This window comes from Sphingorhabdus lutea (assembly GCF_001889025.1).
In the GTDB taxonomy this organism is placed as follows: Bacteria; Pseudomonadota; Alphaproteobacteria; order Sphingomonadales; family Sphingomonadaceae; genus Sphingorhabdus_B; species Sphingorhabdus_B lutea.
This window is the reverse complement of the sequence record NZ_CP018154.1, coordinates 2,129,752-2,155,847: the sequence shown is the minus strand read 5'-3', so window position 1 is coordinate 2,155,847 and position 26,096 is coordinate 2,129,752. Positions and strand designations below refer to the sequence as shown.

At 47.1% G+C, this 26,096-nt stretch carries 27 protein-coding genes; 15 read left to right on the top strand and 12 right to left on the bottom strand.

Going from position 1 to position 26,096, the window contains the following annotated elements; genetic code table 11:
- Positions 1-2: 2 nt before the first annotated feature.
- The gene (gene map, locus LPB140_RS10255; RefSeq protein ID WP_072559748.1) at positions 3-830 is read right to left on the bottom strand and encodes a type I methionyl aminopeptidase; all 828 of its coding nucleotides are present in this window, start codon (positions 828-830) and stop codon (positions 3-5) included.
- Positions 831-895: 65 nt separating this feature from the next.
- Between map and LPB140_RS10250 the strand changes: the two genes are divergently transcribed.
- Positions 896-1,654, top strand: a complete 759-nt coding sequence (locus LPB140_RS10250) for a competence/damage-inducible protein A (RefSeq protein ID WP_072559747.1) — start codon at positions 896-898, stop codon at positions 1,652-1,654.
- Positions 1,655-1,670: 16 nt separating this feature from the next.
- Here the strand turns inward: LPB140_RS10250 and LPB140_RS10245 are convergent, their stop codons facing one another.
- Both LPB140_RS10245 and ccmA read right to left on the bottom strand, forming a co-directional pair.
- On the bottom strand, positions 1,671-2,321 hold the full coding sequence (locus tag LPB140_RS10245) for a heme exporter protein CcmB (protein WP_072559746.1): 651 nt from the start codon (positions 2,319-2,321) through the stop codon (positions 1,671-1,673).
- Positions 2,318-2,917 carry a heme ABC exporter ATP-binding protein CcmA gene (gene ccmA, locus LPB140_RS10240; protein ID WP_072559745.1) on the bottom strand — a complete coding sequence of 200 codons (600 nt, stop codon included), beginning with the start codon at positions 2,915-2,917 and terminating at the stop codon, positions 2,318-2,320. The genes LPB140_RS10245 and ccmA overlap by 4 nt, the downstream gene beginning before the upstream one ends.
- Before the next feature lie 99 nt (positions 2,918-3,016).
- On the opposite strand from ccmA, the gene LPB140_RS10235 reads away from it, so the two are divergent.
- Positions 3,017-3,307 (top strand): 4a-hydroxytetrahydrobiopterin dehydratase, encoded by a 291-nt coding sequence (locus LPB140_RS10235; protein WP_072559744.1) that lies wholly within the window; start codon positions 3,017-3,019, stop codon positions 3,305-3,307.
- Between the two features lie 27 nt (positions 3,308-3,334).
- Here the strand turns inward: LPB140_RS10235 and LPB140_RS10230 are convergent, their stop codons facing one another.
- On the bottom strand, positions 3,335-4,147 hold the full coding sequence (locus tag LPB140_RS10230; RefSeq protein WP_072559743.1) for an SDR family oxidoreductase: 813 nt from the start codon (positions 4,145-4,147) through the stop codon (positions 3,335-3,337).
- A gap of 108 nt (positions 4,148-4,255) precedes the next feature.
- On the opposite strand from LPB140_RS10230, the gene LPB140_RS10225 reads away from it, so the two are divergent.
- The 3 genes from LPB140_RS10225 (at position 4,256) to LPB140_RS10215 (ending at position 6,961) form a co-directional block, all read left to right on the top strand.
- Positions 4,256-4,852, top strand: coding sequence for a hypothetical protein (locus LPB140_RS10225; protein ID WP_198024112.1), 597 nt, complete (start codon positions 4,256-4,258; stop codon positions 4,850-4,852).
- A 115-nt stretch (positions 4,853-4,967) separates the two neighbouring features.
- The gene (locus LPB140_RS10220) at positions 4,968-6,476 is read left to right on the top strand and encodes a YifB family Mg chelatase-like AAA ATPase (RefSeq protein WP_072559741.1); all 1,509 of its coding nucleotides are present in this window, start codon (positions 4,968-4,970) and stop codon (positions 6,474-6,476) included.
- A gap of 170 nt (positions 6,477-6,646) precedes the next feature.
- Positions 6,647-6,961: a RedY/HapK family protein gene (locus LPB140_RS10215; RefSeq protein ID WP_072559740.1), complete on the top strand. Its 315-nt coding sequence runs from the start codon at positions 6,647-6,649 to the stop codon at positions 6,959-6,961.
- A gap of 30 nt (positions 6,962-6,991) precedes the next feature.
- On the opposite strand, the gene LPB140_RS10210 is transcribed toward LPB140_RS10215, so the two are convergent.
- The 3 genes from LPB140_RS10210 to LPB140_RS10200 form a co-directional block, all read right to left on the bottom strand.
- Positions 6,992-7,939 carry a tetratricopeptide repeat protein gene (locus tag LPB140_RS10210; protein WP_072559739.1) on the bottom strand — a complete coding sequence of 316 codons (948 nt, stop codon included), beginning with the start codon at positions 7,937-7,939 and terminating at the stop codon, positions 6,992-6,994.
- 134 nt (positions 7,940-8,073) lie between these two features.
- Positions 8,074-8,538 (bottom strand): bactofilin family protein, encoded by a 465-nt coding sequence (locus LPB140_RS10205; RefSeq protein WP_072559738.1) that lies wholly within the window; start codon positions 8,536-8,538, stop codon positions 8,074-8,076.
- The gene (locus tag LPB140_RS10200; RefSeq protein WP_232223394.1) at positions 8,477-9,658 is read right to left on the bottom strand and encodes a M23 family metallopeptidase; all 1,182 of its coding nucleotides are present in this window, start codon (positions 9,656-9,658) and stop codon (positions 8,477-8,479) included. The genes LPB140_RS10205 and LPB140_RS10200 overlap by 62 nt, the downstream gene beginning before the upstream one ends.
- A 339-nt stretch (positions 9,659-9,997) precedes the next feature.
- On the opposite strand from LPB140_RS10200, the gene LPB140_RS10195 reads away from it, so the two are divergent.
- From LPB140_RS10195 to rsfS, 3 genes are read left to right on the top strand one after another with little or no spacing between them, the layout of a single operon-like run.
- Entirely contained in the window at positions 9,998-11,233 is a 1,236-nt protein-coding gene (locus tag LPB140_RS10195; RefSeq protein WP_072559737.1) for a glutamate-5-semialdehyde dehydrogenase, read from the top strand.
- A complete protein-coding gene (locus tag LPB140_RS10190; protein ID WP_072559736.1) occupies positions 11,197-11,859 on the top strand; it encodes a nicotinate-nucleotide adenylyltransferase in 663 nt (220 codons plus the stop codon). Before LPB140_RS10195 ends, LPB140_RS10190 begins: the two co-directional genes overlap by 37 nt.
- 39 nt (positions 11,860-11,898) lie before the next feature.
- Entirely contained in the window at positions 11,899-12,267 is a 369-nt protein-coding gene (gene rsfS, locus LPB140_RS10185) for a ribosome silencing factor (protein WP_072559735.1), read from the top strand.
- Between the two features lie 12 nt (positions 12,268-12,279).
- On the opposite strand, the gene LPB140_RS10180 is transcribed toward rsfS, so the two are convergent.
- The 3 genes from LPB140_RS10180 to LPB140_RS10170 are packed head-to-tail and all read right to left on the bottom strand — an operon-like array spanning position 12,280 to position 13,989.
- A complete protein-coding gene (locus tag LPB140_RS10180) occupies positions 12,280-13,002 on the bottom strand; it encodes an HNH endonuclease (protein ID WP_072559734.1) in 723 nt (240 codons plus the stop codon).
- A 33-nt stretch (positions 13,003-13,035) separates the two neighbouring features.
- The gene (locus tag LPB140_RS10175) at positions 13,036-13,497 is read right to left on the bottom strand and encodes a vgr related protein (protein WP_072559733.1); all 462 of its coding nucleotides are present in this window, start codon (positions 13,495-13,497) and stop codon (positions 13,036-13,038) included.
- 18 nt (positions 13,498-13,515) lie between these two features.
- Entirely contained in the window at positions 13,516-13,989 is a 474-nt protein-coding gene (locus LPB140_RS10170) for a copper chaperone PCu(A)C (protein ID WP_156874186.1), read from the bottom strand.
- A 223-nt stretch (positions 13,990-14,212) separates the two neighbouring features.
- On the opposite strand from LPB140_RS10170, the gene dnaK reads away from it, so the two are divergent.
- The 3 genes from dnaK to LPB140_RS10155 all read left to right on the top strand — a co-directional run bounded on the left by dnaK (position 14,213) and on the right by LPB140_RS10155 (position 18,293).
- A complete protein-coding gene (gene dnaK / locus LPB140_RS10165; RefSeq protein ID WP_072559731.1) occupies positions 14,213-16,123 on the top strand; it encodes a molecular chaperone DnaK in 1,911 nt (636 codons plus the stop codon).
- 103 nt (positions 16,124-16,226) lie between these two features.
- On the top strand, positions 16,227-17,363 hold the full coding sequence (gene dnaJ / locus LPB140_RS10160; protein ID WP_072559730.1) for a molecular chaperone DnaJ: 1,137 nt from the start codon (positions 16,227-16,229) through the stop codon (positions 17,361-17,363).
- A gap of 18 nt (positions 17,364-17,381) precedes the next feature.
- Positions 17,382-18,293, top strand: a complete 912-nt coding sequence (locus LPB140_RS10155) for an MBL fold metallo-hydrolase (RefSeq protein WP_072560856.1) — start codon at positions 17,382-17,384, stop codon at positions 18,291-18,293.
- A 69-nt stretch (positions 18,294-18,362) separates the two neighbouring features.
- On the opposite strand, the gene LPB140_RS10150 is transcribed toward LPB140_RS10155, so the two are convergent.
- Entirely contained in the window at positions 18,363-20,759 is a 2,397-nt protein-coding gene (locus LPB140_RS10150; RefSeq protein ID WP_072560853.1) for a patatin-like protein, read from the bottom strand.
- A gap of 121 nt (positions 20,760-20,880) precedes the next feature.
- Here LPB140_RS10150 and radA point away from each other — a divergent pair, with 121 nt between their 5' ends.
- The 4 genes from radA to LPB140_RS10130 all read left to right on the top strand — a co-directional run bounded on the left by radA (position 20,881) and on the right by LPB140_RS10130 (position 25,288).
- Positions 20,881-22,239, top strand: a complete 1,359-nt coding sequence (gene radA, locus LPB140_RS10145) for a DNA repair protein RadA (protein WP_072559729.1) — start codon at positions 20,881-20,883, stop codon at positions 22,237-22,239.
- A gap of 158 nt (positions 22,240-22,397) precedes the next feature.
- Positions 22,398-22,940, top strand: a complete 543-nt coding sequence (locus tag LPB140_RS10140) for a CvpA family protein (RefSeq protein WP_072560851.1) — start codon at positions 22,398-22,400, stop codon at positions 22,938-22,940.
- 3 nt (positions 22,941-22,943) lie between these two features.
- Positions 22,944-23,435, top strand: coding sequence for an iron-sulfur cluster assembly scaffold protein (locus tag LPB140_RS10135; RefSeq protein WP_072559728.1), 492 nt, complete (start codon positions 22,944-22,946; stop codon positions 23,433-23,435).
- 107 nt (positions 23,436-23,542) lie between these two features.
- Entirely contained in the window at positions 23,543-25,288 is a 1,746-nt protein-coding gene (locus tag LPB140_RS10130; RefSeq protein ID WP_072560849.1) for a monovalent cation:proton antiporter-2 (CPA2) family protein, read from the top strand.
- Here the strand turns inward: LPB140_RS10130 and LPB140_RS10125 are convergent.
- Positions 25,285-26,088, bottom strand: coding sequence for a sterol desaturase family protein (locus LPB140_RS10125; protein WP_072559727.1), 804 nt, complete (start codon positions 26,086-26,088; stop codon positions 25,285-25,287). The genes LPB140_RS10130 and LPB140_RS10125 overlap by 4 nt on opposite strands.
- Positions 26,089-26,096 lie beyond the last annotated feature (8 nt).

Genomic DNA, 26,096 nt, shown 5'->3' with positions numbered 1-26,096 from the left:
GCTTAATAGGGCGGGTTATCAAACCCCTTTGGGCTTTTGGTGAAAATTTCGCATCCGGTTTCGGTAATACCGATACTATGTTCAAATTGCGCAGACAGGCTGCGATCGCGGGTTACCGCCGTCCAGCCATCGTCCAAAACCTTTGACGTTGCTTTGCCAATATTGATCATCGGTTCAATGGTGAAAAACATGCCAGGGCGCAGTTCCGGCCCTGTGCCGGGGCGGCCAACATGGACAACATCGGGCGCATCATGAAATAAACGGCCCACGCCATGGCCACAAAATTCGCGTACCACGCTATAACGATGAGCCTCTGCATGGCTTTGTATCGCGTGGGAAATATCGCCCAAATGGTTGCCCGGCTTTGCCTGTTCAATGCCCAGCATTAAACATTCATATGTCACATCGACCAATTTTCGTGCCTTTAATGGCACATCGCCCACCAAATACATGCGGCTGGTATCGCCATGCCAGCCATCGGCAATGACGGTCACATCAATATTGACAATATCGCCATTTTTTAATGTTTTTTCCGACGGTATGCCGTGGCACACCACATGGTTGATGGATGTGCAACAGCTATGCGCAAAACCGCGATACCCCAATGTAGCGGGCACAGTTCCCGCATCAAATGCCATTTTGCGGACAATATCGTCCAATTCCTGTGTCGATACGCCCGGCACCACATGGGGGACAAGCGCGTCCAAAATGCTGGCGGAAACCTGTCCCGCCTTTTTCATTCCGGCAAAGCCCTCCGGACCATGTAATTTGATGATGCCGTCACGTGCAGGGCTTACATCATCGGCTTCCACTTTAACATATTGATTCATGCAAAAGCATATACGGCAAAAAATACAGCTTTGTAAGTCCCCATATAGAGGCTATCATTTTTTTCATGACAACAGATCGAATCTATCGCGCCGCCATTTTAATTATTGGCGATGAAATTTTATCGGGCCGGACGCAGGATAAAAATATCTCTCAAATCGCCCTATGGTTAAATGTTCAGGGGATTAGGTTGAATGAAGTGCGCGTCGTGTCCGATGATATGGACGCGATAATCGCGGCGGTAAATGCCCTGCGCACCAGCCATGATTATCTGTTCACAACGGGCGGCATTGGGCCAACCCATGATGATATTACCGTTGATGCAATTGCCGCCGCCATGGGTGTTCCAGTGGTTATACATGAAGAGGCAAGGGCGATTTTGGAGGGATATTATGAAACGCGCGGCGGAATTAACGAAGGGCGGCTGCGCATGGCGCGTGTGCCGCAGGGGGCAGATTTAATCCCCAATAAAATGTCAGGCGCACCGGGAATTAAAATGGGCAATATATTCATTATGGCGGGTGTTCCGCATATCACCGCGGGCATGTTGGATGCATTAACCGGCACTTTGGAAGGCGGATTACCGGTACTGAGCGAACAAATTGGCTGCTGGGTCGCGGAAAGCGAAGTCGCGGCGACATTAAGCCAGATTGAAAAAGCGCATGAGGGATGCCAAATTGGCAGCTACCCTTTTTATCGGGAGGGGAAAAGCGGGGCAAATTTTGTGGTGCGGTCCACCGATGCGCATAAATTACGCCATTGTGTCGATGCGTTAATCGATGGATTAAAGCAAATGGGATATGACAGCACCGCTGGCGGAATATAACCCAATCACGGCTTTATCATTCCTCCCTTAACGCGCGCAGCGCCGCCGCCGCCGCAAATGGGGTCATCACGCTAAGCACCAATGACATGGCAATGATAAGTTGCAGCGTGCTAAATTGTGGGTCGCGCACATTGGCGCTGCCAAATATTAAAAGCGGGATGGAAAGCGGGATTAACAACATACCGGCAAGGGCGCTGGCATTGCCAATATTGGCAGTTAACGCCGCAATCATCACCGACAAACCCGAAAGCGCTATGCCCGAAATGGCAAGGCCGATCAGTATCGACATCATTTGTGTGTCATTAAGCCCCATTAAAATGGCGGATAAAAATGTCGCGCATAATAAGGGCAGAATGAAGCAGATATAATGGCCCGCCATTTTTGCCAAAATGATGATTTCATCCAAAGTGCCGCGCACCGCCATTTGATCCAAAAATCCGGATTTTTTGTCATGAGAAATCAATTTTTCAATGGGCAAAATCGTTGCCAATAATGCAGCAATCCATATTATTGCACCGCCAGTTTTTTGTAATAAAATCCGGTCTGGTCCAACGGCAAATGGATATAATATCGCCACCGAAATAAAGAAAAATATGGGCAGCATAATATTGCCCATTTGCACATGGCGGCGAATTTCACGGCCCAATAATATGGCAAAAACCTTCATGATAAATCCAATATTATGGGGGTAATATTTTCAATGATTATATCATTATGCGATGTGATGATTACCATGCCGCCATTGTCCAGATGTATTTTAATAGCATGGTTTAACATGGCGACATTATGTTGGTCCAACCCATTATAGGGTTCGTCCAATAACCAAATATCCGCATTGCCACAAATGGTGCGGGTCAATGCGGCGCGTTGTCTTTGCCCGGTGGAAAGCATATGGACGGGAATGTCCATAATATGGCCCAACCCGAAAATTTCGGCGGATTGGGCCAATTTGTCCGCCGCGATATCATCCAAATTTGCCCAAAATTTTAACGCATTTTCAACGCTCAATTCCTCATCCAATGCGGCATTGCCATCATGTAATGATATGATGCCATGATAGGTAATTTCGCCATCAAAAGCAGGAATTAAACCAGAAATACAGCGTAATAGGGTCGATTTACCGCAGCCATTTGGCCCTTTGACCCACGCCATTTGACCGCCCGTTAGCGACAAATTAATATTGTCCAAAACCAATCGGCCTGAACGCATGCAGCATAAATGCTGAATCGACAATGATGCTGGATATGCTTGACCTAACCCCATATGATGAAATAGGCAGATTTCACACAATATGCCAATGAATATCGATAATGTTAAATTATTTTCTATACGGTGATATGTGGTAAATAAGGAAAAATTGATATGAGCAAAATTAAATGTCTTTCCAATTCAGAACGTGCCGAATTGTTAAAAACTATTCCTGATTGGGAATATGATGAAGAACAAAAAGGCATTGTTACCACATATCAATTTAATGATTTTACCACCGCATTTGGCTTTATGACCAGTGTGGCCATTTTATCGGAAAAGGCGGACCATCACCCCGAATGGTTTAATGTATATAATAAGGTAGAGATTTTACTCACCACCCATGATGCAGGCGGGCTTTCCATTCGCGATATTGAATTGGCCCGCGCAATAGACGCCCTGTAATCAAAGAATAGGTATGAAAAGCGATATTTAACTATCGCTTTTCACCACATTGCGCAATAAGCCGCCCATTTGTTTGCGTAAACGCCCCGGCATCCACCGCGCGGCAAAGGCAAGCTGTTTGGCGGTTTTATTGACATAGGTATGAACCTTGTCTCCGTGAATGGCATCCCATGCGGCCTGGCCAATAATGGTAACAGGGCTTACCTCCACCCCTGCTGATTGTAAAATTTCTTTGCCAGTCATATTGCTGTCGTCCGGAACATTGGATAAAATATTGGTATCGATAAATCCAGGCATTAGGGATCGACAGCGTATGCCATGGCGGCGAAGTTCAATATCATGGGATTCGGTCAAGCCGCGTACCGCAAATTTGGTGGCGCTATACACGCTTAAATCCGCAACCCCATAAATGCCCGATGCGGATGACGTGTTGAGGATGCAGCTATTGGGCGTTTTGGCAAGAAATTCGAAACTTTCCTTTACCCCATTGATGACGCCAATAAAATTAACCGCAACCATCCGATCAATATCGGCATAATCATGCTGTTCAATTTGGCCGCCCGAACCAATGCCCGCATTGTTAAACAACACATCCATTCGCCCGCCGCTTGCCTTATCAAATTCTTTTAATGCAATTTTCCATTGATCGCGATTGGTCACATCCAAATGATGAACGCTGCTCATCCCTTCGGGTATCATGGATGCGGTAATATGTGCCTCGGCATCCTGCACATCGGCAATGCCCACAAACCATCCTTTTTGACCGAAAAAACGGGCAACTTCGCGTCCAAGGCCGGATGCACCGCCAGTAATGAAAATGGATTTTGCTTGCCCGCTCATAATCTTCTCCTAAATTTCCTCTTGCTTTCCTTTATGTCAGTATGCGTTGCCTTTGCCTATAATTATTTATGGGTTGAGAGATTTTTTGAATCTGGTTAGGGTCGCCAAATGATGTATATTTTCTCCAGATTAACCTGTATTTTCATCATTTTCTTTAGCAGCGTCAATATTGCACGGGCTGAGGTGATTGCCACATTTTACAGCCATGAATTTGGACAAAATTTCCCCCATGCCTTTGTAATATTACAAGGCAAAGTGGACAGCACGGGTGAAATTGTGGATCAGGATTATGGCTTTACCGCGAAAAATTTAACCCCCGCCATTTTATGGAAATCGGTAAAAGGCAAAGTGGAAAGCCAATCGGAAAAATATATTGCAAAAAGCGATGCCCGTTTCTCGGTCAGGTTAAATGATGCTCAATATGCAATATTTATGGAAAAAATTGCCGAATGGCGCGATCGTGGGGGCAATAGTTATAATTTGAACAAAAGCAATTGTATCCATTTTGTCGCCGATTTAATCACGCTTTCTGGATTACATATAAATCCAGAGAGTAAATTTTACAAAAAACCAAAATCATTTTTATTAGAAGTGATGAGTTTGAACGAGGGGTTGGCGTTAATCGAACCGCCCATTTTGATTGAAGAAAATGGCGAAACCCCCAAAGCAACCCCAATAGAAGGGGCCGTGAACGCCGCATCATAAAAAATTATGAAAAATGTATATTTTGGACGCTTGCCAAAATGGAACAAATCATGCACATCTGATATGAGCTTTTGATTCGATGACATTTTTTTAAAATAATTTAGGGGCAATTTTCATGGTAGCGATTATCACGACGGTGGCCTTTATGGGGTTGGAGGCGCGTCAGATAGAGGTGCAATGCCAAGTTGCAGCAGGTATGCCCGCCTTTATCATTGTGGGATTGCCGGATAAGGCGGTGGCGGAAAGTAGGGAGCGGGTACGCGCGGCGCTTTCGGCCATTGGGCTTGCCTTGCCGCCAAAACGTATCACGCTAAACCTATCTCCAGCGGACTTGCCCAAGGAGGGATCGCATTATGACCTTCCCATCGCCATGGCATTATTATGCGCTATGGGACTTATTGATGCGGAGGCATTGGCAAATTATGTCATTATTGGGGAGCTTGGACTTGATGGGCGCATTGCATCTTCGCCGGGGGTGTTGTTGGCCGCGCTGCATGCATCTTCGCATGATTTGGGGCTTATCTGTCCGGCAGCACAGGGGCCGGAGGCCGCATGGGCCGGCGAATTGGAGCTTATTGCGCCGCCCGACCTATTATCCTTACTTTCCCATTTAAAGGGCGAGGGGCTTTTGCCTCGTCCAAAGGTGGGGGAAATTGCCGAAACCTGTTATCATAATGATTTGAAACAGGTAAAGGGGCAGGAAACGGCCAAACGTATATTGGAAATTGCGGCGGCAGGCGGCCATAATATGTTGATGAACGGGCCGCCGGGCGCGGGCAAATCGCTGCTCGCATCTTGCCTGCCGGGCATTTTGCCCGAACTTACCCCTGCTGAGGCATTGGAGGTGTCGATGATTGCTTCTATTTCAGGAAATTTGGAGAAAGGGCGGATGTCACGGGCGCGGCCATTTCGCGCCCCGCATCACAGCGCATCTATGCCTGCATTGGTTGGCGGCGGGTTAAAGGCAAAGCCGGGCGAGGTGTCATTGGCCCATTTGGGCGTATTATTTTTGGATGAACTTCCTGAATTTCAGCGCACCGTATTGGATAGTTTACGCCAACCTGTGGAAAGCGGGGAAGTGACCATTGCGCGGGCCAATAATCATATCAGCTACCCCGCTCGTTTTCAGTTAATCGCCGCGATGAACCCGTGCCGTTGCGGTCATTTGGCCGATGCGGCGCTGGCATGTTCGCGTGCGCCAAAATGCGCATCGGATTATCAGGCAAAAATTTCTGGCCCGATGCTAGACCGTATTGATTTGCATATAGAGATAGAGGCGGTTTCGGCAGCCGATTTGGTGATGCCGCCACCTGCGGAGGGTTCGGCCGGGGTAAAGGCACGGGTGGTGCGCGCCCGCGCCCTACAAACCGCGCGCTATGCAAATTCGTCCTATCGCACCAATGCAGAGGCGGATGGGGATATGCTGGAAAAATATGCGACCCCCGATAAAGAAGGGCAGGCATTATTGCATAAGGCGGCAGAGGCGATGAAGCTTTCCGCGCGCAGCTATACCCGTGTGTTGCGGGTGGCGCGGACCATCGCGGATTTATCCGGCGATACGCAAATTGGCCGTATCCACATTGCCGAGGCTTTATCTTATCGGCGGCAAGCACCTAAAAATTAACGCGCAATATTAAATATGTTGGCGGCATAAATGCGTTGGCTACCATGCTTTATATCATGCTCTATATTTGGGGCATGAAATCTAACAATATATGTCATTTGGCGGTGCGCCCAGTGTCTGTTATCTTGGATTCTCTCAATGGAGATATTTTATTTTAAGGGGGCGGTAAAATGCAATATTTGATGATTAGATATAAATTAAAAAATGGCGTTAAACATAGCGAATTTGAAAATTGGGTGCGGACCAGCGATTATCCGCAAATGCGCGGTCTAAGCCGTGTTTCATCCTTTAACACATATCGCACCGATGCATTATTGATGGGGGAAGGCGTGCCAAGTCAGGATTATTTCGAAATATTTGCGATAAATGACTTAACGGGATTTACCAGCGAAGATATGCCGGGTGATATTGTACAATCGGTCATGGGTGAATTTATGAATTGGGTTGATAATCCGGAATTCACCATCGCTAATTTGGTCGAATAAACCGCCATAGCAAAATGCCCAAAACAGGGATTATTCGCTGTGGCAGGCGGGTTCATATCCCTGTTTACAGGCTTCATTCATATAACTAAGCGCCAATATCATATTGGCATTGCCGCCAAATCCCGTGCGATATGCAATGGACAGCGCATGGCAACCACGGCCATATCCCAATTTACAGGCGGCGCTATAATTTTTGCGGGCGTCGCTGGGATTTTGATCGCCGCCTGTGCCATCGCCCTGCATCATGCCAAGATAATAGCATGCCGATCCATTGCGATATTCACAGCCCAGCGTAAAAAATTCGCGCGACCGTGCATATAGGCTTTCGGCGCTTTCATCATCATGCAATGCACTTTCTTGAAGGACTATATCATGCTGTGCGCCGTTTTTTTGGCTTGCGCTGCGAAATAAATTATACCCCATTCGGGTGCAGGACCATGAATCCCCATTTTTGCAAAGCCCATTATATAAAATATATGCCGCATCTTGGTCCCTTGGCCCGCCAATTCCTTTTTCCATGCGAAATGCAAGGCGGGTGCAGCTTGCCATATGGCGCAATCGGCATCCTGCCTCATATGCGGCGCGAATTTCGGCCTGCAACGTGGCTTCATCGGCCAATTCGGCGATGCTGTCTTGATTTATTGAGGGGCTATTATCTTCCTCTTGATCAACTTCACCCACGCCATTTTGTATCAATTGGCCCTTATCATAACATGCCTGTCCATTGCCATTATCACATTCTTTAATGGCAATTTTTAATATGGCCAGCGCATCCAATGTTTCGGCTTCTTTTACTTCATCATGCAAGACGCGCTTGGCAAAATCACTTGCCGGCACTGCCTCGCTATCTGGTTCTGCGCTATATTGTTCTTGGTTGGCAATGGGGACATCTTCCTCGCTCTGTGCATAGGATATGCTAATCTGGCTCATAAAAATAATGGACAAGAATGTGGGAAGAATATGTTTAGTTTTTATCATATGTCATCCTTTCATATCATATATGAAAGCGCAATGAACAAATTAAACATGGGATTGGAAAGCTGTAAAATATAGCGAGCATGAAAAAGGCGGCAAATAATGCCGCCCTTTACGATTATCTTGCAAAAAGCTGGTTAAGCGGCCTGTTCTTTTCCGCCTAAATCCAATGCATCCTTTGGCGCATTGATGGTTGCTTTATGAATATTGGGCGCACCACCGGCAGAGGCATGTTGCAATTTGCCGTCAACCTTGCTGCCTTGTTCAATGGTCAATGTTTCATAAACCACATCGCCCTGAATTCGGGCCTGTGCCTCGATTATAAGGTCGCGGGCGTGAATTGATCCTTCCACTACACCGGCCAAGCGCGCATTTTCGGCGGTTACTTTGCCTTTAATAATGCTGTCGCTGCCCTGAACCAGTGCACCACATTGCACATCGCCTTCAATTTTACCATCAATGTGCAAATCAACCTTTGCGGATAAATTGCCGATAATTTCAACATCGGACGCAATGACCGAAAATGTATGACTGCCCATTTTATTTTGTGCCTTTACTGGCGCTGTTACCTGCGCTGTTGCTGCCTTTGACTTTGAGAACATTATTTCCAGCCTCCAAAAATTTACGCGGATTGATTGCCTGTCCATTGACGCGCACTTCAAAATGAAGATGCGTTCCCGTGGACCGTCCTGTGCTACCCATCTTACCAACTTGCGTTCCGGTCAACAATTTTTGTCCAACCTTTACATTTATTGCGCTTAAATGTGCATAACGTGTCATTAAACCATTGGCATGGGTAATCTCTACCGTGTTGCCATATCCTGATTGCCCGCCGGCAAAGCTGACCACGCCGTCGGCAGCGGCCAAAATGGGTGTGCCATGCGCCCCACGAAAATCAAGGCCGCTATGCATAGCGCCGCGACCATTAAATGGATCGCTGCGAAATCCGAAACCGCTGGACATTTCGGCGGCAACGGCGGGCATGGATGAAGGGATGGAAGATAATAAATCCTCCATCGCGCTCATACGCGCCAATGCGATTTCCAATTTGGCAAAACGTGGGTCTTTAATCGCTGTTTCTTTTTGACCAAAAAATGCGATGAACGGGCCGCCCTGCGCCTTATTATCGTCCATGAAAGCCTGGGGGTTTAGGCCAAATTTCTTAATTTCTTTTTCCGCTCTTGCGGCGCGCAATTGTGCCAATTTTGTTAAACGAATGGCATAATTTATCTGGCGCTGTTCAATTTCGGCCAATGCTGCTGCCTCGGGAATAATCGCGCCCACTTTTTTGGATAATTCATTTTGATTGGCATTTGCGGGGGCTGCGCTTTTTTCCGCCTCTGGCATATCTTGCATATATTGGCGGCTAAGCGCGTCCAACATATCTTGGCGCTTGCTAATATCCTTGGCCACATCGTCAATGCTGTCTTTATAATCGGAAACACGTTCCTCCGCAGATTGCACCTTTGCTTCTTTTTGGGTCAATGCCATGCGTTCCAAAGACACGCTATATTGATTGGCGGCCATAAATAAAGTGATGAGCAACCATGCGATAATCAGGGCGCTGACCGAAAAAAAGATGCGTTTTTGCAATTTTGCAGAAAATTTAAGGAACTTAATTTGACCATTTGACCGCATGAAAAACTCACGGTCCACAAAGGCACGGTTAATTGCATTATTAACGCGCACGCGAAACGGCTCTTTTAAATCTATATTTGCCATGAAAAGCGACCACCCCAAATTTTTTTTTGGGTCATATCAGCTTGGACCTAGTCATGCGAATCCGTGGGCCGGATTCCAGATAGAATGAATTGTTGGTGCGATGAAATGTTACATTTTTTACAAATTACACCTATTTTAATTAACAATGATGTCAAAAAATAATGCAAAAATGGCGAATCGCGCCATAAAATTGTCACTAAATCGGGCATATATTGGGGGATGTTCGCGGCAATAATTGATGCAATAATTGACGCAAAGATTGCACATTCATCTGCTTTGTGGCACTGCACAAAATAACGAATTTCAATAAAAATATAGATATAGGTTCAATAAATATCCATGATTGACATATTAACGAAAAATGCAAAAACCGCCTCAAAACAGCTTGCTTTGATGAGCACGCAGGATAAAGCACGTGCGCTTTTGACCATTGCTGCGGCATTGGGCGATAAAAAATCAGATATATTATTGGCCAATGAAAAAGATGTGGAATCGGGCCGTGCTTCGGGATTAAGCGGTGCGATGCTTGACCGGTTAATGCTTGACGATGCGCGGATAGAGGGCATGATAAATGCCGTTATCCATATTTCAAAATTAGATGATCCTGTCGGTCAATTGATTGATGAGGCGACACAGCCAAATGGATTGGTGATGCAGCGCCGCCGTATTCCCATTGGTGTGATTGGGATAATTTATGAAAGCCGCCCCAATGTAACGACGGACGCCGCCGCGCTTTGTTTAATGTCGGGCAATGCGGTTATCCTTCGTGGGGGGAGTGAGGCGGTGCATAGTAACCGCGCCATTTTTGCTGCCATTGATGGCGCGTTAAATGATGCAGGTTTCGCGCCCAATATGGTGCAGTTAATGCCGTCTCAAGACCGCAAATATGTGGGCGATATGTTGGCGGCGCAGGGCGGCATTGATTTAATCATTCCGCGCGGCGGCAAATCTTTGGTCGCACGGGTGCAGGATCAGGCGAAAGTGCCTGTATTGGCGCATTTGGACGGCATTTGTCATCAATTTGTGCATCAGGATGCGGACCGCCAAATGGCGTTGGATATTGTGGTGAATAGCAAGCTTCGCCGCACCGGTATTTGCGGCGCGATGGAGACTTTGCTAATTGATCAGGACTATCCCTATGCCAGCGAATTATTAAACGCATTGGCGGATAAGGGGTGCGAGCTTCGCCTTGATGATGCCTTGTTAGAGCTTGAGCCACGTGGGGTGGGCGCGACTGATGAAGATTGGGACAGCGAATATCTTGATGCGATTTTATCGGCCCGTTTGGTGCGCGGTATTGATGGCGCGATGGAGCATATTTCACGGCATAGTTCGGGCCATACAGATGCGATTATCACCAATGATAAGGACGCGGCGGATAAATTTGTGGCCGGTGTGGACAGCGCGATTGTGATGGTGAATGCATCCACCCAATTTGCCGATGGCGGTGAATTTGGCCTTGGCGCGGAAATTGGCATTGCCACCGGACGGTTGCACGCACGTGGTCCGGTAGCTTTGGAGGGGTTAACCACCTATAAATGGGTGGTGCAGGGCAGCGGACAGGTGCGCCCTTAATGCCCATTGGCGTGATGGGGGGGAGTTTCAATCCCGCACATGGCGGCCACCGCTCCATCAGCTTATTTGCCATAAACAGCCTGCAATTGGATGCAATGTGGTGGTTGGTCAGTCCGGGCAATCCGTTGAAGTTGGGAAAGGACATGGCGCCACTTTCCGCCAGAATGGCCAGCGCCCAACAACAAAGCCGTAACAGCCGGATTGTCGCAACCAGTATCGAAAAACAATTTGGCACACGCTATACGGTTGATACATTGCGCAAATTGGTCGCAAAATATCCCAAAGAACAATTTATTTGGGTGATGGGCGCGGATAATTTGGAACAATTTCACCAGTGGAAATCATGGCGCAATATTGCCCGAATCTTGCCGATTGCGGTTATCGCAAGACCAAGCTATACAGGCGGAGCTATGACGTCTCCCGCCATGGCATGGTTTAGGCCCTATGTCCGACGGTCAAGCCATAGAAAAAACTGGACAAAATGGAGTTTGCCTGCGCTTGTTATCCTGCGCTATAAAGATGATCCGCGATCCGCGACACAGATTCGCCGTGCCAATCCACACTGGTTTGATGCATATGCGAAAAAGCAGATACGTGACTCATTGCTCCACATTTCACAAATTTAGGGATTTATTTTGACAGACGTTCACTCCGCCGCGACCGACATGAATTTGGATGCAGCAAAGGCAAAAACCGTGATTTCACCCGATGAACTCCACGCGCTTATCATGACATCTTTGGATGAGGATAAGGGCGAAGAAATTGTTTCAATTCCGCTTGCCGGAAAAACCAGCATTGCCGATTATATGGTGGTGGCCAGTGGCCGTTCATCGCGTCAGGTGGCGTCAATGGCGCAAAAAATGGTGGAACGCATTAAAAAGGCGGGCCGCAGCGCAAAGGTTGAGGGATTGACCAATGCCGATTGGGTGTTGGTCGATGCGGAGGATGTGATTGTTCATATTTTCCGGCCAGAGGTGCGCACATTTTATAATTTGGAACGCATGTGGTCCTTTGGTGAAGATGAAAAGGCGTAAATTTACGCCTTTTTATTTTGCTGCCTTGCCCTTTTGAATATTGGCAAGGCGGATATTGACACGATTTTGAATTTCTTTCAGCCATTTTTCGCCAGCATCAGCATTAAAATATTCGATTAAATCAGCGCCCTTGCGTTGATTGCATAATCTATGTGCTATCACCAAATTATGTAAATGCCCGATATTTCCCGCTTGTTTTGCCTCGACATGATCGATTGAATATTCATTGATGCCAACGGGTTTTTTACAGTAAAAACAATTGCCGCCATGTTTTTCATGTGCCTTTTTTAACGCATTTTGCGAATTCCATGGGCCGCCTTCAACCCCGGCAACATAATAAACGGGCGATCCATTTTTTACTTCGTTAAAGCATAACATGCGATAGGGTAGTTCAGTATAAAGCGGTGAGTGCAGAATAAGCAATTTGGCGTCGCTTAATGTCTTTGGTGGATTTGCCGTTCGTGCAGACGGCGCAGGCTTTTTTGCCAGCGAAGGTGCGCTGGCCGATTTTGCCGTCCTAGGTGCAGGTTTTACCGCTGCTTTTACTGCTGCCTGACTCGCGCTTTGCTTTACTGCATTTGCAGACTGTTGCGGCGATGATTGCGGACCGACCAATGCCGCAGTTTGCACAGGGGTTTGCGCAGGGGTTTGCAAAGGGGTTTGCGCCTTGTTTTGTAGGGCATATTGTGATGCGACAGGGGCCGAATTTGCAACGGCAATAGGATCATGCTTCATAGCCGTTTAGTAGCTGACATTGTTTAACAAATATTAAAAAGGCAATATTCCATCATAATGGGAAAGCGGGGGCGCGCCGGGCACGGGGTAGCCCTTTCTTAACAGGAAAATATGCCGGACAATTTCGGCCTGTTGTTCCAACCCATATCGTTCCAATGTCCATCCTGGTTTTATGCTATAATCATATCGGCAAAATGGATGGCGTTTAAGCGGCAGGAATATTCCCTTTTGATGTTGCCAGACATGGGTCATTTCATGGATAAAATGCCCCTGAAGCGCCAAATTTTGATTGCAAAAATCATCGCAGAAAAGCTGACCCTTTGGATGAAACCATAAATGCCCGTCGGGCGCCATGGTTATTTTTTTTGGTTGAAACCACCACCATTTTCTTTGGTGGACACGCACTTTATCCGTATCAATTGCATCGCCAAAGACCGACCGAACCAGCGCGGTTTCCTGAAATGTTAATAATCGGCCACTTTGCCTTGCGAACATTATAAAATAGCCTAAAAATTACAGCCCAATTTCCTTGCGTTCATCAGGTTTTTCGCCATTCATTTCGGTTACTGGCGTTTCGACAATCAATTCCTTGCCGCTGGCAAAGGAAAAACGCATTTCAATCATCGCCATTTTGCGTGCTTTTAAGTTTATGCCCCACAACATGACATGCTTGCCGCCCTGTTTAAACTCTATTTTGCTTTTCGCAGGCACTGGCACGGTGTTGAGCTTTTCCATCGACATCATGCCATTTTCCATCTTGCTTTCATGCATTTCGGTCCTGATCGCGCTGCGGGTGTAAACATGTAATAATTCATCATCCTGATCCCCGCCCAAAATGGTGAAATATAAGGCGGAAGGATTTTTATCGACCGGGGATAGGCGGACCGATGCATCGACAATATTTAATTGTTTCGGCTGGCTACAGGATTGCAGGGCAAAGGCCACCAGGATGAGAACAAATAGGCGGAAAATATTCATCACTTGCATCGCAAAACTATCCTTTAATATCAAATTTATCGTTTCAATACCCTATATAGTGGAAAATTTTCGAATTTTGAGAGATTTTTTTCATTTTCCCATCATGTCTATCTTGTTTCAGGAAAAATGCCCCCTATATCGCCAATGCATTGTCGGGGGGCGGTGCCTGATTTTCGGGGCTGCCAACTACTCGCCAACATATTATATAATTAAGTGTAGAAGGTTTTAGCATATGGCAAAAGTCATCGGAATTGATTTGGGTACAACCAATAGCTGCGTTGCTGTTATGGACGGCGGCAAACCCAAAGTTATCGAAAATTCAGAAGGTGCACGCACCACCCCATCCATTGTCGCATTCGCCAAAGATGGTGAGCGGCTTATCGGTCAACCTGCAAAACGTCAGGCAGTGACCAATCCGGAAAACACCATTTTTGCGGTAAAGCGTTTAATTGGCCGTCGTTTCGAAGACCCGATGACCAAAAAAGATATGGAGCTTGTTCCTTATAACATCGTCAAAGGCAAAAATGGCGATGCATGGGTTGAGGCAGGCAGCGAAAAATATTCGCCATCACAAATTTCCGCCTTCACTTTGCAAAAAATGAAGGAAACGGCAGAGGCCTATTTGGGTGAAACCGTTACACAGGCGGTTATCACCGTTCCTGCATATTTTAATGATGCCCAGCGTCAGGCAACCAAAGATGCCGGTCAAATTGCCGGTTTGGAAGTATTGCGCATCATTAACGAGCCAACCGCAGCCGCTTTGGCATATGGTTTGGACAAAGACGAAAATAAAACCATCGCGGTTTATGACCTTGGCGGCGGTACGTTCGATATTTCCATTTTGGAAGTAGGCGACGGCGTATTTGAGGTAAAATCCACCAATGGTGATACTTTCCTTGGCGGTGAAGATTTTGACAGCAAATTGGTTGAATTTTTGGCCGAAGATTTCAAAAAAGCCGAAAGCATCGATCTGACCAAAGATAAATTGGCTCTGCAACGGTTAAAAGAGGCAGCAGAAAAAGCAAAAATTGAGCTTTCTTCCGCGCAAACGACCGAGGTCAACCTGCCTTTCATTACCGCCGATCAAAATGGACCAAAGCATTTGGTGAAAACCATTAGCCGCACCGATTTGGAAAAATTGGTTGATGATTTGATTAAGCGCACGCTTGAGCCATGCAAAAAAGCAATGGCCGATGCCAAGGTGAAATCGTCCGAAATTGACGAAGTGGTGATGGTTGGCGGCATGACCCGTATGCCCAAAGTTCGCGAAACGGTGAAAAGCTTTTTCGGAAAAGAACCGCATACTGGTGTGAACCCCGATGAAGTGGTTGCCATGGGCGCAGCCATTCAGGCGGGCGTGCTGCAGGGTGATGTGAAGGATGTGTTGCTGCTTGACGTGACGCCATTGTCACTTGGCATTGAAACATTGGGCGGCGTGTTTACACGGATGATTGACCGTAACACCACCATCCCAACCAAAAAATCGCAAACCTATTCCACTGCCGAAGATAATCAAAATGCGGTGACCATTCGCGTATTCCAAGGGGAGCGTGAAATGGCGGCTGATAATAAATTGCTGGGCAATTTTGACCTTGTAGGCATTCCCCCCGCACCGCGCGGCGTTCCGCAAGTTGAGGTTACATTTGACATTGACGCCAACGGCCTTGTCAGCGTGACCGCAAAGGACAAGGGCACGGGTAAAGAGCAGCAGATTAAAATTCAAGCATCAGGTGGTTTGAGCGATAGCGATATTGACCAAATGGTCCAAGATGCAGAAAAATTTGCCGAAGAAGATAAGGCACGCCGTGCCGCAGCAGAGGCAAAAAATAATGCAGAAAGCCTGGTCCATACCACGGAAAAACAATTGGAAGAACATGGCGATAAAATTGACGCTTCATTAAAAGCGGAGATTGAAACCGGCCTTGCCGATTTGAAATCTGCCATTGAAGGCGGCGATGCAGATGCGATGAAGGAAAAATCCGAAGCATTGGCACAAAATGCCATGAAAATGGGCCAAGCCATTTATGAACAGGAACAGCAAGCCGGCGCATCACCCGATGCAGGCGCTGCTGAAAAATCAGCAGAAGATGACGATGTTGTCGATGCTGAATTTTCCGAAGTAGATGAAGATAAAAAAGACTAATTGGGCATTGCCCATAAATTAAGCCTGTCAGAGAGCATCCTGTCGCAAATGGGATGCGGCCTCTGGCAGGCTTTATATCGATGAATATAGGGGAAAGTCGATTATGAGTTTGAACATCGACTATTATGAATTATTACAGGTTGAGCGTTCAGCCGATGATAAGCAGTTGAAAAGCGCCTATCGCAAAATGGCGATGCAATATCATCCTGACCGCAATCCTGGCGATGCAGAGGCAGAGGCGCGTTTCAAGGCGCTTAACCAAGCATATGATTGTTTGAAAGACCCGCAAAAACGCGCGGCATATGATCGTTATGGGCGTGAAGCATATGAAAATGCAGCCCAAGGCGGCGGTGGCGGCCATCATGGTGCACATCAAGGATTTGGCGATTTTGCCGATATTTTTGAAAGCTTTTTTGGCGGCGGTCAGGGCGGCGGGCGTTCGCGCGGGCCAGCACGCGGCGCGGATTTACGTTATGATTTAGAAATAAGCCTAGACCAAGCCTTTCATGGCGTGAAAAGCGAAATCACCATAGATGTTGCCGAGGCATGTGATGAATGTGACGGTTCGGGCGCAGCCGAGGGAACGGGCGTTCGCGGTTGTAATATGTGCGGCGGCCATGGCAAGGTACGCGCACAGCAAGGTTTCTTTGTTGTGGAGCGCACTTGCCCAACATGTAATGGCACGGGCGAAATAATCGAAGATCCCTGCCGCAAATGCCGTGGCGAGGGGCGCGTGGATGTACGCCGCAATTTGGATGTGGAAATTCCCGCCGGCGTTGACAATGGCACCAGAGTGCGTTTGTCGGGCAAGGGCGAGGCGGGGCAGCGCGGCACTGCGCCGGGCGATTTATATATTTTCATCCATGTCAAAAAACATAAAATGTTTGAACGTGAAGGCACGACATTATTTTGCCATGTCCCGGTCAGCTTTACCAAGGCTGCATTGGGCGGGGAGGTTGAAATTCCAGGGCTTGACGGTGAAAAACATGTCATTAAAATCCCTGCGGGCACGCAATCGGGCAAGCATTTGCGTAAAAGAGGCGCGGGTATGCCCGTGCTTCAGGGGCATGGCCATGGCGATTTGGTGGTGCAAATTGATGTGGAAACCCCAACACGCTTAACCGAGCGGCAACGTGAATTACTATGTGAGTTTCAGGAAACCGAAACCGGACGCGAATGTCCACAAAGCAAAGGTTTTTTTGACAAGGTCAAAGAAATTTGGGATGATTTGACAGATTAAAAATTGATGGAGAATGATATGCGTAAATTGGCCCTAAAAATTTCTGTTTTTGCCATGATGGCCGGTGTCTCGCTGGCCCCGCATATCGCCTCTGCTCATCAGGAAAAGGCGCAAGGTCCGTTAATCACCACTGAAAAACTGTCCGACAATGTCGCCGTCCTATTTGGCCGCGGCGGCAATATTGCGGTAAGCCATGGCGCGGACGGCACGGTGTTAATCGACGATCAATTTGCCGATATGACAGACCCGATTAAAAAGGCGGTGGCCGATTTGGGCGCGGATGAGGTGAAATATTTAATCAACACCCATTGGCATGGCGACCATAGCGGCGGCAATGAAAATTTCGGCAATGCCGGCGCGATTATTTTTGCGCATGAAAATGTCCGTATCCGCATGGCAAATGATCAAATGCGCGGCGAGCGGGTTATTGCGGCTAGTCCAAAGGCGGCATTGCCCGTTATTACATATGATGATGGCATAAAATTGCACCTAAATGATGATGTCATCCATGTTATTCATATGCCGGATGGGCATACCGATGGCGATTCCATCATTTATTGGGAAAAGGCCAATATAATTCATATGGGTGATTTATTTTTCAATAAAGTCACCTTGCCCTTTATTGATTTAAGCAGCGGCGGCGATGTTTATGGTGTGTTGCGTGCATCGGAAATGGCGCTGCAATTGGCAAATGATGACACCAAAATCATCCCCGGCCATGGCCCCATGGCAAATAAGGCGGATTTGCAGGAATATAGCGCAATGTTGGTCAGTATCATCGCTGTCGTGACCCAGCAGATTGCCGAGGGCAAATCGTTGAAAGAAATTCAGGAGATGAAACCTGCTGCAAAATGGGATGTGAACCCCAATGCATTTATAAAGGGCGATGCCTTTATTGAGGCCGTGTATAAAAGCCTGATGCCGAAATAAGGCGTGGTGGTTTAATCTTACCGTTTAATTTTACCGATAAATGGCCGCGTATTTGCGGCCAATTATTGCTTAATCAATGGGTAATTCGGCCCTCATTTTTTCAACCTTTGCGCGAATTTCGGCCATTTTGGGGCGGATATTTGACAATCTTTTTTGTTCTTGATCCAATATGCCGATAAAGGCGTCATATTTATAAAATAATATTTTTGATGCATTTGGACGCGCATTTTGGGGCAGGGTGGAACACACAATGTCAATCAATCGATCCGCGCCATGCAGCCGCCCCCATAAATAATCATTTTCACGGTAAGTGCGGCTGAAAAATGCGCCAAAATTATTAAATTCTATCCCCTTTAATGTGGCAATTGTTCCGCCCGGTTCAATCGCCACGGCGTCATCGGGTGAAATCCGGTCCACTTTAATGGGGTCAAATTCGTCCAGCCCCTCACCCTGTAACAGGGGCAGGGTGGCAATATCATATAAGGGATATCCCAAATATCCAAACATCATGGCGCGGCGTTGTTCATCCTCCAAATTGGCAATTCCCTCGCATATCATTTCATCGGCCAAAATATCGGTTGATTGTAAATCGCGTTTTTGCATTAAAGCAGATAAAAATGCATGGGGGTTTTCAGGACCATTTTGCACAATTTTGGCCATGTCTGGCCCGTGGAAATTCGCGGTTTCGCGATCTAAATATAGCGCCAATATATGGTAAATCACATCATGCATTTGTTCAATATTGGGCGATGTGGCGGTGCTTTTCGCCTCCACCTCATCGGATAATTTACGCGCCATAAAACGCATTCTGCGGATGCGATATCGCAAATCATGCTGAATAAAAAATTCGATGATTTCTTTTGATGCCCCGCCGGATTTGCCCGAAACAGAGGACATGCCATTTTCTTTTAAATATGTCCAAATGGCGCTGCGCAATGATTGAAAATGATCTTCGGTTGCGCTGGGCAAAATCCGCCGCGCCAATGAAATCATATCATCGACGATACCCGCCAATTTCAAATGGCCATAGGTGGGGTAGCTAATTCCCGCCAATTTTGCGCTTTGATCCTGTGTCTTTAACCGCCATTTTGTTAATCGCGCGGCGGTTGGCCGATTGATAAATAAATTGCGGCCCACCATTTGTTCAACATATTGCTCCACCTCATGTTGCAAATTATCGGTAATATCCTTCATCCGCATGATGCGGTCTGAACGCCCGTTTATCAGCTCTAAACTGTCCCTAATCGGTTGTTCACGCGGTATATTGGAAGATGCGCCAAAAATGGTGGCGAACCAGCCGGGCCCCGTTGATGGATGGCCATGTTGCGCCAGTTCATCTGCGTCGGTGCGGTTAATTTTGGGCCGAAAGGATGCAATGCCCGGCTTTGGGTCGATATAGACAAATCGGCGGTCCACCTCCCTGCGTGCGGGGCGATTTCGCAATGCGCCAATTGCCTGCATAAACGGGGCGTTTGCCAAAATTGAACCATCGACCAAAATGGCATTTTCCAAATTATTATTGCTGCTATATTCAGGTAAAATGCGCGCCAGAAAATTATCACGATTTGGCCATGATAATTTATGTTTTGTCGATAAATTGTCAATTTCACGCACCGTCATGGGCGGAAATGCTCCTGGAAAGCTGGCCGTAGCGCGGGCGGCAAACACCAATTCGGCATGATGGCCCAAATGCAGATGATGGTCATTTTCCGCATCATCCGCGTTTAATTGGGCGACGGTCGAAAAACGGATGGTTAAACGATGTTCATTTTCGCTTACCTTTGCAGGGCTGTTCAAATTTAATGTTGTTTTATATCCGTAAAAATCGGTGGCCGTCACGAACAGGTCAAGCGGCTGTGCCGGTGGCAACAGGCTTGGCCCTTTTGGTCCATTTTCCATCGCCTGAAACGCATCCAATAATAATGAAGAAAACTCCATCCCGCCAAAAGGCGGGGCAAACCAACGCGCCCGAACAAAGGAGGATAATTTGCCCGCAACCTCATCCCTAGCTTCTTTGGCGACATTTTGTTGGACCGCGCCGCCGCGCCGCCGCAATAATAACCATGCAATTGGCGTGGCCCAAAATTTGGTAAAGCGTGAAAATGGCCGTGCATCGGGGTCCAATAATTTTTCGACATCCGCATTGCTTAACCATAAATCGGTTAATGGTTCCAATGATTGGCCAGTGGTGATGGCTTGGCTTAAAAAAATACCGTTTATGCCGCCGGCGCTGCTGCCCGCGACAATATCGGTTAAGATGCGCATGGCAATGCCGCTTTCCTGTTCAATATCATGCAATAATAAACGATAAATTGCTTGGCTACCCTCATTTATGGGGGTGGCATCATGAAAATTACGGCTGGCGCGGCATAAATGCCAAATCTCGCGCGTAATACCGTGCATATAAATGGCCAGGCTGACCCCGCCATAACAGATAAGGGCAAGTCTTAATTCTTTTTCGCGCATCATTATCTTGTGACAGCAACAATAAAGAAGCGCAAGACATCTTGCTGCCCGACATAAAAATCATATAAAAATTAGATAAATTACCACTGGCGTTCTTATTATGTTCTGATATATGGTTGCTATGGCAAAGGTAAAGAAAAAATATATTTGTTCGCAATGCGGATCCATCAGCAATCGGTGGCAGGGGCAATGTGATGATTGCGGCGAATGGAACAGCATCGTTGAAGAAGCGCCCGTCACAATATTTGCCCAAAAACATGATTTAAGCGCGGGGGGGCGGCTTGTCTCCCTTTCCGGATTGGATAGCGATATTGCCATACCCGAACGCATGAAAATTGGTATGGAGGAATTGGACCGGGCCATTGGCGGCGGATTGGTGGCGGGTTCGGCCACGTTGGTCGCGGGTGATCCAGGCATTGGCAAATCTACCCTATTGTTACAGGCATGTGCTGCATTGGCGCGTCAGGGTAAAAATTGCGTTTATATTTCCGGCGAGGAAGCGGTGGATCAGGTGCGGTTGCGCGCACGCAGGCTTGGCCTTGCCGATGCGCCGGTTCAGCTGGCCTCTGCGACATCGGTGCGCGATATTTTAACAACATTGCGCGGGGGGAATATTCCCGATTTATTGATTATAGATTCGGTGCAAACCATGCATAGCGATTTGATAGAGGGTGCACCCGGCACGGTCAGCCAGGTGCGGGCATCGTCACAGGAACTTATCCGTTTCGCCAAGGAAAATGGATGCGCTTTATTATTGGTGGGGCATGTGACAAAGGATGGCAATATTGCCGGCCCGCGTGTTTTGGAGCATATGGTTGACACGGTGCTGTCTTTTGAAGGGGAAAGAAGCCATCAATATCGCATTATGCGCGCGGTGAAAAACCGTTTTGGCGGCACTGATGAAATTGGCGTTTTTGCGATGCAAGAGGGCGGATTGGTAGAGGTTGCCAACCCCAGCACATTATTTTTGACAGACAGAGATAGCGCCATTTCGGGCGCGGCCATTTTTCCCGCATTGGAGGGGACACGCCCCGTTTTAGTGGAAATTCAGGCATTGACCGTGCGATTATCATCCGGCGCAACGCCGCGCCGTTCGGTGGTGGGGTGGGACAGCGCCCGATTGGCGATGATTTTGGCAATATTGGAGGCACGATGCGGGTTAAGTTTTGCCAATGTCGAGGTATATTTGAACGTCGCGGGCGGGTATAAAATTTCCGACACAGCGGCAGATATGGCGGTGGCGGCTGCTTTGGTTTCGGCATTTAGTGAACGGCCATTGCCCGTGGCCTCCATCATTTTTGGTGAATTGTCATTATCGGGCGAGGTGCGGCCCGTTTCCCACAGCAATATTCGGCTGAAAGAGGCGGCAAAATTGGGTTTTGATGCGGCATGGGTTCCAGCAAAAGCCGATGCGGGCAAGAAAATGGACATGCGATATTTTGCCACATTGGGCGAATTAACGCGGCATATGTTGCAATAGGGCTAATATTTTTCGGACGTCTATTCTGTTCTTGTTCATTTTACCTATCCCAATGGGCATTTATATAAAATAATCGTCAATTTATTGATGCCTGCTTGATACCCATATGCTTGGGCGATATGGACAGGGTTTATGATAAAGTTTTTGGGAATATTTTGATGACGGCGTTGGACATTTTTACTTTCTCCCTGCTTGGTTTTGGCGGCATTTATGGTTTTATGCGCGGTTTTGTGCATGAGGTTTTGGCCTTAATATCATGGGTGGCCATGATTTTTGCCGTGCGCTTGTTCCACACGCCCCTATCGGAATATTTAACCGATCCAGTGGGCACGCAATCTGGCGCTGCAATGCTTGCCTTTATATTATTGGTCGCGATTTCATTTGGGCTTGGCAAATTGGTTGCGCGCAAAATGGGCACACGAACAAAGGCATCGGTTTTGGGGCCGGTTGACCGCGTTTTGGGTTTTGGTTTTGGCGTTATAAAGGGGTTAATTGGCGCGACCTTAATCTTCCTATTATTATTGATGGTGGTTGAATTATTTAATGGCGGCGATGCGGAAAAGCCCGAATGGATGACCCAATCAAATAGTTTTCCTATGCTGAATGCCAGCGGCAATGCAATATCGGAATTTGCCGCCGAACGGCGCAAGGCTTCACAGGATAAAGAAACAGAAGATATGACCGAAGAACCGGCGATATAATTTATGGCAGAGGCGCTTTATTCATTGGATATTTTGCGATTGTCGATGCAATTGCGCCCTGATGATAAGCTGTCTGCGCCGCAAAGCACGCATGAGGTGACAAGCAGGGTTTGCGGCGGTATCCTGTCGGTTGAGCTGTCATTGGATGAAAATGATCGCATATCTGATTTCGCGATTAGGGCGAAAAGCTGCGCCCTGGGCCAGGCAAGCGCGGCGATATTGGACCGGCATATTATTGGGTTGAATGTGGATGAAATTCGCGTGCAACATGCCAAATTATTGGCAATATTGGGCAAGGATGAGGCGACGCGACATCATCAAAATAACCTAGATAATCAAAATAGCCTTGATAATCCAAACAGCGTTACCGACATAAAAGTATGGCCGGAATTATCATTTTTGCAATCGGCGCGGGATTATCCCGCGCGTCATTCCGCCATTTTATTGCCCTATGATGCGCTATTTGGTGCGATGGAGAAATTAAAAACGCCATGATGAATGATTATATTTCCTCCACTGTGCATTTCAGTGCGGCAAATTTGGCAATTTTCGCTCAATCGGTGGAGGCTGTAGATACGCATCATATCACCGAATCCTTGTTCATGGGCGGGGTGGTTTTATTGGGCGCAGCTTTAATTTTCGTGTTATTATTTCGTAAATTGGGGCTTGGCGCAGTTTTGGGATATTTGGCGGCGGGTATCATGGTTGGGCCGCAGGGGTTTGCCTTGGTCAGCAATGCCGAAACAATTTTGGCATTTTCGGAAATAGGGATTATTTTATTATTATTCCTTGTCGGCTTGGAGTTATCCCCGCGCCGATTGTGGAATATGCGGCGCGATATATTTTTGCTTGGCCCGTTACAGGTAATTTTATGCGGGTTGGTGATGTTTGGCATTATTTATATGACAAGCGGATTTAGCTGGCAGGCGGCGCTGGTCATCGGATTGCCATTGGGGCTTTCCTCCACGGCACAGGTTTTGCCATTGTTACAATCGCGCGGGCGATTAAAAACCGATTATGGGTCAAAATCATTTTCAATCCTATTATTTCAGGATTTATCCATCGTTCCCTTGCTTACCCTGGTCGCGGCATTGTCGCGTGCTCCGGCTGAACCAAATCAGGCAAGCGGTTGGTTATTGGGCGTTTATGCACTTTTGGCCATTGGCGCATTGGTGCTGGCAGGGCGGTTTTTATTAGAGCCAATATTAAAATTAGTGGGCCGAATTGCCGAACGGGAATTATTCATCGTTGTGGGATTGTTCACAGTGTGCGCCAGCGCAGCATTGATGCAATATTTGGGTTTATCCGCCGCATTGGGCGCATTTGTGGCGGGCGTTATGTTGGCGGAATCGCCCTATCGCCATGAAATAGAGGCGGATGTCGATCCATTTCGTTCCATTCTATTGGGTTTATTCTTTTTGGCGGTGGGCATGATGCTTGACCTGAATATTTTAATGAACAGCCCATTTTTGATAATTGGCATGGCGGCGGCACTGGTGATAAGCAAAATCACCATTATATTCGCCCTTGGCCGATTATTTGGATTGCCCAGTGGGCGGGCGATTATAATGGGTTTATTATTATCACAGGGCGGCGAGTTTGGTTTTGTTCTATTTGCGGCGGCGCAGCAATCATTGTTGATTGAAGCGGCGGCGGTCAGCTTATTTGGTGCGGTCATCACACTTTCTATGGCGACCACACCATTTCTTATCATTTTGGCGCAATGGTTGACCCGGCGGGCAAAAAAGAAAGATGTGGAGATGGATGGGCCAGAAATGGCCGAAAAATCCAATGTTATCATTGTTGGTCATGGACGTTTTGGTCAAACGGTCTCTCAATTATTACAGGCCGCGTCTGTATCGGTTGTCTTAATTGACCGAAAACCCGCGCAAATTGAGTTAAGCGAAGAATTTGGGCGCAAAGTTTTTTATGGCGATGGAACAAGGGTTGATTTATTACGCCGTGCCGGCGCGGATGAGGCATCATCGATTATTTTTTGCATAGATGACCGACAGGTAACCGCCGAAAGCATTATTCCGATTAGGGAAAGTTTCCCCCATGCCAATATATTTGTGCGCAGTTTTGATCGGCGGCAAACATTGGAATTAATGCCGGATAAGGATATTATCAGCGTGCGGGAGATATTGGAATCTGCGATTATCTTGGGCGATAAAGCGATGCAAAAAATGGGCATTTCGGCCAATGCACGCAAACAAATTGTCGCGGAATATCGCTTACGAGATGGGCAAAGATTAAAGGAACAATTTGCCAGCGGAAATTTGAAAGTAGGCGATGAGCATAGCTTTGGCCTTCTTGCGTCGCGTACATTTACGATGCGGGATGATTAATCCTTATTTTCTGGAAAAATGGGCCATAATAATTGTTGACCCAAGGTGGCGTCTGGCAAATTTTCTACACCATAATTTTGTGGATAGGTGCGGGTGATTTTCGCTGTGCCGAAAATAACGTCCCAGAAAAATAATAAATTACCAAAATTGCCCTTATAATTTACCGCGGGGTCATCATAATGGCGGCCATGATGCGCATGATGCGTGGCTGGTGTGGAAATGGTGCGCTCTACCACCCACATTATGGGCGATAACCATTTTATTTTATAAAGCGGCTTGTCCCACGCAACATCGCTATGTGCACCGATAATCACCGTTAATTTAACGATTATATATCCAGCATAGACCCAGCCAAGCCCCAAATAAATTAACGCGCCGGAAAACCAAATGCCGGGCATTAAAAAATAATAAAAAATATTGTTACGATAAACCAACCTTATGCTCATATATCGGGCATTATGATGTGCACGGTGCAGATTATATAGCCATGAAAAACTATGCGATGCACGGTGCCACCAATATTGTGTCATATCATCAAAAATAAGGAAGAGTGCAATGGCGGCCCATATAGATATGTCCGTCAATGCACCCTTCCACTGTGGCGCAATTTCCCCCAAAATGAATTGCGCCGAAACCAAGATGAAGGGTTGTGTAAAAAGTAAAAGAGCCGAAGTTCCCACAATTTCAACAACACCGTCATCAAATGTTTGTTCTTCCTTGGCAAATAAATTTGATTTAGATAATTCCAATAAACCAAATGCGAAATAAATCGCTAATATAGCTATTGTTGAATATTCCAAATCCCTCT